The sequence below is a fragment of the Phenylobacterium sp. genome (assembly GCF_030654915.1).
Classification (GTDB): Bacteria; Pseudomonadota; Alphaproteobacteria; order Caulobacterales; family Caulobacteraceae; genus Phenylobacterium.
Map to the genome: position 1 here is coordinate 1 of NZ_JAURWM010000114.1, position 8980 is coordinate 8980.

At 67.2% G+C, this 8980-nt stretch carries 8 protein-coding genes; 4 read left to right on the plus strand and 4 right to left on the minus strand.

Annotated features, from left to right (window positions below):
• Together Q7T84_RS05975 and aat are read left to right on the plus strand one after the other, a co-directional pair.
• Window positions 1–884, plus strand: an 884-nt coding sequence (locus Q7T84_RS05975; protein WP_304806834.1) for an ATP-grasp domain-containing protein, incomplete at its 5' end; no start/stop codon positions are given.
• A 20-nt stretch (window positions 885–904) separates the two neighbouring features.
• The gene (gene aat / locus Q7T84_RS05980) at window positions 905–1552 is read left to right on the plus strand and encodes a leucyl/phenylalanyl-tRNA--protein transferase (RefSeq protein WP_304806835.1); all 648 of its coding nucleotides are present in this window, start codon (window positions 905–907) and stop codon (window positions 1550–1552) included.
• Here aat and Q7T84_RS05985 read toward each other — a convergent pair.
• The gene (locus tag Q7T84_RS05985; protein ID WP_304806836.1) at window positions 1492–1956 is read right to left on the minus strand and encodes a DUF2155 domain-containing protein; all 465 of its coding nucleotides are present in this window, start codon (window positions 1954–1956) and stop codon (window positions 1492–1494) included. The genes aat and Q7T84_RS05985 overlap by 61 nt on opposite strands.
• Window positions 1957–2156: 200 nt before the next feature.
• On the minus strand, window positions 2157–2552 hold the full coding sequence (locus Q7T84_RS05990; RefSeq protein ID WP_304806837.1) for an NADH:ubiquinone oxidoreductase subunit NDUFA12: 396 nt from the start codon (window positions 2550–2552) through the stop codon (window positions 2157–2159).
• Window positions 2553–2722: 170 nt separating this feature from the next.
• On the opposite strand from Q7T84_RS05990, the gene Q7T84_RS05995 reads away from it, so the two are divergent.
• Window positions 2723–5221, plus strand: coding sequence for a ribonucleotide reductase (locus tag Q7T84_RS05995; RefSeq protein WP_304806838.1), 2499 nt, complete (start codon window positions 2723–2725; stop codon window positions 5219–5221).
• 256 nt (window positions 5222–5477) lie between these two features.
• The gene (locus tag Q7T84_RS06000; protein ID WP_304806839.1) at window positions 5478–6356 is read left to right on the plus strand and encodes a pentapeptide repeat-containing protein; all 879 of its coding nucleotides are present in this window, start codon (window positions 5478–5480) and stop codon (window positions 6354–6356) included.
• Between the two features lie 48 nt (window positions 6357–6404).
• Here Q7T84_RS06000 and aspS read toward each other — a convergent pair whose 3' ends face one another.
• Window positions 6405–8183: an aspartate--tRNA ligase gene (gene aspS, locus Q7T84_RS06005; protein WP_304806840.1), complete on the minus strand. Its 1779-nt coding sequence runs from the start codon at window positions 8181–8183 to the stop codon at window positions 6405–6407.
• A 170-nt stretch (window positions 8184–8353) separates the two neighbouring features.
• Window positions 8354–8980, minus strand: a 627-nt coding sequence (locus Q7T84_RS06010; RefSeq protein WP_304806841.1) for a serine hydrolase, incomplete at its 5' end; no start/stop codon positions are given.

Consider the following 8980-nt stretch of genomic DNA (forward strand, 5'->3'; position numbering starts at 1 on the left):
TGATCAAGGCCGCCGCCGGCGGCGGCGGTCGCGGCATGAAAGTCGCCCAGACCCAGGAAGACCTCTACGAAGCCGTCTCCACCGCCCGGGCCGAAGCCCGCGCGGCGTTCGGGGACGACGCGGTCTACATGGAGCGCTACCTCCAAACCCCGCGCCACATCGAGATCCAGGTCATCGCCGACCAGTTCGGCAATGTCTGCCATCTGGGCGAACGCGACTGCTCACTGCAGCGCCGCCATCAGAAGGTGCTCGAAGAAGCCCCCTCGCCCGTCATCGACGCCGCTGCTCGCGCCAAGATCGGCAAGGTCGTGGTCGATGCGGTCAAGGCCATCGGCTATCTGGGCGTCGGCACCATCGAGTTCCTGTACGAGAACGGCGAGTTCTTCTTCATCGAGATGAACACCCGTCTGCAGGTCGAACACCCCGTCACCGAGGCCATCACCGGCATTGACCTGGTCCGCGAACAGATCCGCATCGCCGCGGGCCTGCCGCTGTCGTTCCGCCAGGAGGACGTCGTCTTCGAAGGCCATGCCATCGAGTGCCGGATCAACGCCGAAAATCCGAAGACCTTCGCCCCTTCGCCGGGCCTGGTTACCGATTTCCACGCCCCCGGCGGCCTGGGGGTACGCCTCGATAGCGCGCTCTACGCCGGCTACTCGGTCCCGCCCGACTACGACAGCCTGGTCGGCAAGCTCATCGTCCATGGCCGCGACCGCGAGGAATGCATCGCGCGCCTCAATCGCTGCCTGAACGAGATGGTGGTCGGCGGTATCGAAACCTCGATCCCGTTGTTCCAAGAACTGCTGCAACAACCCGACATCCTGGCCGGCGAGTACGACATCCACTGGCTGGAACGGTGGATGAAGGCGCAGGCAGAGGCTTAGAGGATCGCCGTCAAGGCCGCATGGAAACCTTCGGCCCCCGCGATCTTCTGGAGTGCTATGCGCGCGGCGTCTTCCCGATGGCCGATGCGCGGGAAGACGAAAGCGTCTTCCTAGTCGATCCGGAAAAACGAGGCGTGATCCCGCTGGACGGGTTTCACGTCTCCCGGCGTCTTGCCCGCACGGTCAGGGGCAATCCCTTTGACATCCGGTTCGACACCGCCTTCCCGCAGGTCGTGCTGGAATGTGCAGAGTCCAAGCCCGGCCGCACCGAGACCTGGATCAATGGCGCGATCGAGGACCTCTACGCCCAGCTTTTCGAGATCGGCCACGCCCACAGCGTCGAATGCTGGCACGAGGGCCAGTTGGTAGGCGGTCTCTACGGCGTATCGTTAGGCGGCGCGTTCTTCGGTGAGAGCATGTTCTCGCGCCAGACCGACGCCTCGAAGGTCGCCCTGGTCCATCTGGTGGCGCGGCTGATCGCCGATGGCTTCCAGTTGCTGGACACCCAGTTCATCACCGAACATCTGACGCAGTTCGGAACGCAGGAGATCCCTCGCGCCGAATATCAGCGCCGGCTCGCCCGGGCGCTGACCGTGGCGGCCGACTTTCAGCGGGCGGCGACAGGAACGGGCGCGGCGGCTCTGCAGGTGATCAACCACGCATCATAGACCGGGTGCTGCAGCGGATGCAGGCCGGGCGACGAGGCGAACATCCAGCCCCGGAAGGTCTGGCGCGGCGGCGGCGTGGGCTTGCCTGGGGCTGAGCGCGGCTGGGATTCGACGGTCATATAGGCCATCGCATCCTCGACCGCCTCGTCCCCGGCCGAGCGTTCGCAGGCCTTCACGGTGAAGACCAGGTTCTTGTAGCGAACCGGGCGGCCGACCGCGGCTTCGAAGCGAATCGATTCGGCCGAGATCTTGTCCAACGCGTGGATCACCGCCACGTCGTAGCGAGCGCGCTTGATGGCGGCTTCCGCCGGCTTGACCGCCACCGTCGCCTTGGGCGGCGGCGCGGCGGTCACTTCTTTTTCGTCAATCACGGGCGGCGCGACGACCGGCGGCGGCGCGATCACCTTGACCGGCGGCGCCTCCTCAGGCGGAGCGATTATTGCTGGCGGCGTCGGAACCGGAGCCGAGGTGGCTGGCGGCGCGGCGCTGACGGGAGGGGCGAGCGGCGTCGGTGATGGGCTGCTTGGCGCCGGGACAGGCTGCGCGACCGCGGAAGTCGCGCTCAGGACCAGTAGGACAGCGATGGTGCGAACCCGCGCCATGACTATTCGGGCCGCCAGGCCTCGTAGTCACCGGTGGCCTTTTGACGCTCGCCGCTGCGGGCGATGGAGCCCTGCGGACGCCAGGCATGAACGGTGCCGGTCAGGTTCGGAATGTGGTCGCGTTCCCACGACTGGCGCTTCAACGGCTCAACCGTCGGCGGCAGTTCAAAGGTGTGGTGCAGCCAGCCATGCCAATCGGGCGACACCTTCGAAGCTTCGGCATAGCCGTTGTAGACCACGTAGCGGCGCTTGCGGCCGTCATACGAATCCTTGGTGTCCTTGGCTTCGTAATAGCTGTTTCCCAGCTCGTCCTTGCCGATGAACACGCCACGGCGACCTAGGGTGAAACGGATGCCGATGGTCGCGCCGTTCCACCAGGTGAAGATATTCTTGAGCACGTTTGGGAATTCCGGACAGAGCAGAGAGCGCGCGGACTATAGGTGTCCCACCCGCGAGCGTCCAGCGGCGCGAATGACGCAATATGTTGGGGATAGCCAGGCCCAAGACCGCAACATGTATTGCCCGGCCGCGCGCCTCTGCCTAGACTCACGTTCTAGGAGAGCCATTCATGCGTATTGAGGCGGCTAGGATCGAACGGCGGACGCTGGAGCGCGCGGCCAGCGTGGCGCAAGTGCTGGCCCCAGCCTCATGGACCGACGCGCGCGTCGAGGCCTGGCTCGACTGGCTCGGCGAGGACGCCGACCTTCCCGCCGCCGTATTCCGCTACGCCGAGGATCTGGTGCTGCGCGGCGACGCCGCGGGCGTGTTCGACACCGCCAGGGCCCGCGCAGGTTTCCGCCGCGACCTCGCCGCCGCCATGCTGGCCGGACAATTGACCCTCAGCGGGCCACGCTCTCTGCCGCACCCTCCTGTCGTCCAGGCCGGCGAGCCGGAGTTCGAAGGACTGCTGGGCAGCTTGCGGGCCGAGCATCGCGGCCAGGCCATGGCGCGCGCCGCTGTCCGTCAGATGGGCGTGCGTCTACAGGCGGTGATGGACAGTGTCCTGCGCTGCGAAGGCGATCCCGCCGCCTGCGCCGATCCACGCGCGAACGCCAATCTGGCCCGCAGCGCCGAAGCCGCCCGGACCGCCGGCGCCAGCGACGCGATGATCCTCGAAGCAATCAGCCTGGCGCAGTCGGGCGAGAGCGAGTGGGCCGCGAAGCTCCCATTTTTCAACGACCTCGACGGACTCGACCTAATCTGCGTCACCAGCCGCGCGCCCGAGGCGTCGCTGGCCGGCGCCGCCTGGGAAACCGGCGCGGTCGCCGCCGCCTTCTCGCCGGAGGCCGGCCGAGGCGTAGCCGCCGCCTACGGTGGCGTGCGCGGCGCGGTCAATGTGCTGGCCTTCGGGGCTGGATCGGACTTCGACACGGCGGGATTCGACGCCGCGGTCGCTCTGCTGGCGACCGCGCTCGCGGTGGCCGGCGACCAGCGCCCCGCCGCGCTCGGCCTAGCCGGCGTCGCCGACTGGCTGGTGGCCCAGGGCCTGCCCTATGCGTCTGAAGCTGGCCTGGACGCCGCTCGGGATCTCTATCGCCGCGCGGCCTCGGCCACCATCGCCTCGGGCTCCAAACTCAACGGCGGCGTGGCCGTGTTCGACGACCCGGAGATCGCTCTACGGCTCGGCGGCGTCGGCCCCTCGGCCGCGCCGTGGCTCGGCCCGATCACCGTCGCCCAGACCGAGGACGGCCCCCTGACCCGGGTGCTGTCCGAAGCCGCCCTCCAGGGCCTGACCGCCGTCGGCGCGGACCTCGCCCAGGCACGCGGCCACCTGCTCGGCCGCCTTGACCTCTCGGAGGCCCCTGGCGTCGATCACGCCGCGCTCAACGCGCGCGGCTTCACCGATCACGAGATCGCCCAGGCCGAGGCCGCCCTCCCCTTCGCCGGAAACCTGCGCGAGGCCTTCGCCGGGATCGACGCCGGCTTCCTATGCGACGTCCTGGGCGCGACCGACGCCGACCTCGCCAATCCGAACTTCGACGTGCTCAAACAGGCTGGCTTCACCGAGGCCGAGATCGCCCTGGCCGAGGACTATGCGCTGGGGTCGGGCGCGCTGGCCGACGCCGACTTCCTGACCCCGGCCCAGCAGGCGGTGTTCCAGCCCGCGGACGACCTTGGCCCCGCGCCCTATTTCGCGCTGCTGGCCGCGATCGGCCACGCGTTGGCCATGCCAGCCATGGCCGAGGTCGAACTGGAGTGGGACACCACTCCGGCCGAGGCCGGCGACCTCATGGTGCTGGCCGCCCAGGCCGGCGTGCCCGCCATCCGCGTCCGCCGCGCCGCCGCGCCCGCCAATCTCGTCCTGGACCTGCCGAAGATCGCCGAGCCCGCGCCCCGGACGACACGCGAAGCCGCACCCGAGGCCGGAGAGCGCCCCACCCAGGAACGGATCATCGAGCGGATCGTCGAGCGCGAACGCACGCGCCGCAAATTGCCCGACCGTCGCAAGGGATACATCCAGAAGGCCGCGGTGGGCGGCCACAAGGTCTACCTGCACACCGGCGAATACGACGACGGCGAGCTCGGCGAGATATTCATCGACATGCACAAGGAAGGCGCCGCCTTCCGTTCTTTGATGAACAACTTCGCTATCGGCATCTCCATCGGCCTCCAGTATGGCGTGCCGCTGGAGGAGTTCGTCGACGCCTTCGTGTTCACCCGCTTCGAGCCGGCGGGTCCGGTGACCGGCAACGACTCGGTGCGCTCGGCGACCTCGATCCTCGACTATCTGTTCCGTGAGCTGGGCGTCTCGTATCTAGGGCGCCAAGACCTGGCCAATATCGATCCTGGCGAACTGAACGCCGACGGCCTGGGGCACGGCAAGTTCGAGGAAGCCGACGAGCCGCAGCCAGCCTCCCACTTCATCTCCCGCGGCTTCGCCAGAGGCGCGGCGCCCGACAATCTGGTCTTCCTGCCCAGCGCCTCACGCGGGGCCGGGGCTGGAACGGTGGAGGCCGACGTCTGCGCGGCTTGCGGCGACGTCGCCGTGGTCCGCAAGGGCGCCAGCCTGATCTGCGAGACCTGCGGAACCCGCGCCGGCCAACACGGCGGGGATATGACCGGCTAAATTGGCCAATCGGGCGCTTGAGGGCTCAAGGCCGATTTTCTCAGCCACTACGCCTAGGGCGATCAATTTTGTCCTGATGGCGAGCGACCGCGCACAAGACGTGTCGCCGATACGGCTCCGCCGCGCATGGCCTCGCCGAACCCGGGACTTCAAAGGTTCGCGGCCACGGCTAAGCTGCTGACAATTACCGCGAATTAAGTAGCACTTGACCTGCGCCGGGGGCACATCTCCGACCATGGACCCAACGACCCGAGCCATGACACCGCGTCTGCGCCGCTTCGCCCTTACTCTGACCGCACTCTTTAGCGCCGCCTCGGCGCTCGCCCCCAGCGTCGCCAGCGCGAGCATGGGCGACAAGGACGTGGCGCGGATGGTGTCGTTTGGCGGCGCCTGCGCCAAGTGCGAACTGTCAGGCCGCAAACTCAACGGCGCTCAGTTCGTCGGCGCCAATTTCGCTGGCGCGGCGCTGGTCGGCTCGGACCTGCGCGACGCCCGCTTCATGGGGGCCAACTTCTCCGGCGCGGACCTCTCGCGCGCCGATCTGTCGGACGCCCAGATGGTGGGATCCAATTTCAGTCACGCAGTGCTGGCCGACGCGCGGCTGCGGTCGGTCGAGGCCAAGGGTGTCAATTTCAGCTCGGCCAATCTCGCCCGCGCCGATTTGCGAGATGCTGAGGCGGCCGGCTCGAATTTCTCCCGCGCCAACCTGACTGACGCGCGATTGCAGGCGACCGAAATGCCCGCCGCCAATTTCAGCAAGACCAATGCGCGGGGTGCGAACTTCCGTGACTCCGCGATGACGGGTGCGATCTTCACAGCCGGCGCGTTCGAGAACGCCTCGTTCCGGGACGCCGACCTGAGCGCCGCCAACCTGACCGGCGCGACCTTCGCCGGCGCCGACTTCCGTGGGGCCAGTCTTAACGCCGCCAACATCATCGGCGTGGATCTGTCGCGCGTGCGGGGTTTGGAGCAGGATCAACTGGACGACGCCTGCGCCGACGCCTCGACCAGGGTTCCCTCGGGCTTGGTGGCCAAGGGCTGCCGCGGCGGACCGCGCGTCCGCTACGCCGCTCCAGCCCCGCCCAGGGCGCCAGCGCCGCCGGCCGCGCCGCGCTACCTCGTCCAGGTCGACTGAGGCCCTGACAGCCCTTTCAGGGCTGCCGGACCACAGTGGAAGCCTCCCCTAGATCTTGATCGGCGGGGCGAGACGGATGTGTAGTTCCTTGAGCTGCTTATCCAGCACCTCGGACGGCGCGTTCATCAGCAGATCCTGGCCCTGCTGATTCAGCGGGAAGGCGATGACCTCGCGGATGGCCGTCTGACCCGCCAGCAGCATGACGATGCGGTCGATACCGGGGGCCAGACCACCGTGCGGCGGGGCGCCATGCCGGAAGGCGTTCAGCATGCCGCCGAACTCTTCCTCGACCACTTCAGGGCCATATCCGGCGATCTCGAAGGCCTTCAGCATCAGCTCGGGGCGATGGTTCCGGATCGCGCCGGAGCACAGCTCGTAGCCGTTGCAGACGATGTCGTACTGGTAGGCCAGGACATCCAAGGGATCCTTGGTTTCCAGCGCTTCCATCTCGCCCTGCGGCATCGAGAACGGGTTGTGTGAGAAGTCGACGTGATTGGACTCCTCGTTCATTTCGAACATCGGGAAGTCGACGATCCAGACGAACTCGAAGCGGGTCTCGTCGATCAGGTTCAGATCCGTACCGACCTTGGTCCGGGCCGAGCCGGCGAACTTATAGAAGACCTTCGGGTCGCCGGCGGCGAAGAAGGCCGCGTCGCCACGGCCCAGGCCCAGTTGGCCCATCACAGCGTCCGTGCCTTCAGCACCCAGATTCTTTGCGATCGGGCCGCCCCAGGCGCCTTGGTCTTCACTCCAGAAGATGTAGCCGAGGCCCGGCTGGCCCTCGCCCTGGGCCCAGCTGTTCATGCGGTCACAGAAGGCACGGCTGCCGCCCTTGGGCGCCGGGATCGCCCAGACCGCGTTCTTGCTGTCTTCGAGAATGCGGGCGAACAGGCCAAAACCGCCGCCGCGGAAATGCTCGGACACGTCCTGCATGACCAACGGGTTGCGCAGGTCGGGCTTGTCGGTGCCGAACTTGGAGATCGACTCCCGGTAGGGGATGCGCGGGAACGGGTACGGGGTGACGGTCTTGCCGTCGCCGAACTCCTCGAAGACGCCATGCATCACCGGCTCGATGGCCGCGAACACGTCCTCTTGGGTGACGAAGCTCATCTCGACGTCGAGTTGGTAGAACTCCAGCGAGCGGTCGGCACGCAGGTCCTCGTCGCGGAAGCAGGGCGCGATCTGGAAGTAGCGGTCGAAGCCGCTGACCATCAGCAGCTGTTTGAACTGCTGGGGCGCCTGCGGCAGGGCGTAGAACTTGGATGGATGCAGACGCGAAGGCACCAGGAAGTCGCGCGCGCCTTCCGGCGACGAGGCCGTCAGGATCGGCGTCTGATACTCCAGGAAGTCCTGGGCGATCATGCGGTTGCGGATCGAATGGATGACCTTCGAGCGCAGCACGATGTTCTTGTGCAGGGTGTCGCGGCGCAGGTCGAGATAGCGGTGCTTCAGCCGGATCTCTTCGGGGTAGTCAGGCTCGCCGAAGACCGGCAGCGGCAGTTCGGCGGCTTCCGACAGCACTTCGACCGTGCGCACGCGCACCTCGACCTCGCCGGTCGGCAGGTTGGCGTTCACGGTTTCAGGCGAACGGGCCACGACGTCGCCGTCGATCCGGATCACGCTCTCGGCGCGCAGGCGCTCGACCGTGGCGAAGCCGGGGGTTTCGGGGCTGATCACCAGTTGGGTCAGGCCGTAGTGGTCGCGCAGGTCGATGAAGACCAGCCCGCCATGGTCACGCTTACGGTGAATCCACCCCGAAAGGCGGACGGTCTTACCCGTGTCGGCGGCGCGAAGAGCGCCCGCGGTATGGCTGCGGTAGGCGTGCATTTTGGAGTCGCAAACGGCTGAAAATGAGGCGCGGAAGACCGCATGTGGGGGCCGGAAAGTCAAGGCAAGGCTGGCCGACCCATGACGATGCGGCCAGGGGCGATGCGCCGCTGCGCGTCGCCCCCTCACCTAGCCTCTCCCGAGGGAGAGGAGCTCAGCATGAGCTGCGTCTATTTCGCCGGATCGGTCAGGGCCTGATAGACCAAGGTCCGCGTGAGGGCGCCCAGATCATCGCCGCCGGTTCCGCCATAGCGCTGGATCATGCCGACGAAGACCACGTCATTGGTCGGGTCCGCCCAAAACCAGGTGCCGGCCGCGCCGCCCCAGCTCATCGTGCCCTTGCCTTCCAGCGTTCCAGCCTTGCGCGGATCGGTGACCACCATGAAGTCGAGGCCAAAGCCGACGTGCGGATTGAAGCTGTTGCTCACCGAGCCGTTGGAGGACACCAGGGCGGCCTCCGGAATGACGTTCGTCCCCATCAGCTCAACGGTGGCCGGCGCCAGGATGCGCACTCCGTCCAACTCTCCGCCATTGACGATCATCTGGGCGAACCGGGCGTAGTCGGTGGCGGTCGAGACCAGGCCGCCGCCGCCGGATTCCATGCCTGGTTTGCTGACGTAGGTCGGCACGGGAGACCCGAACAGGGTCTTGGCCTCCTCGATCTTCCCGGTCTCCGGATTGGCGATATACACAGCCGCCAATCGAGAGGCCTTGGCCTGGCCGGTGCTGAACGCGGTATCGGTCATCTTCAGCGGCTTGAAGATCCGGCTCTCCATGAACTGGCCCAGCGTCTGGCC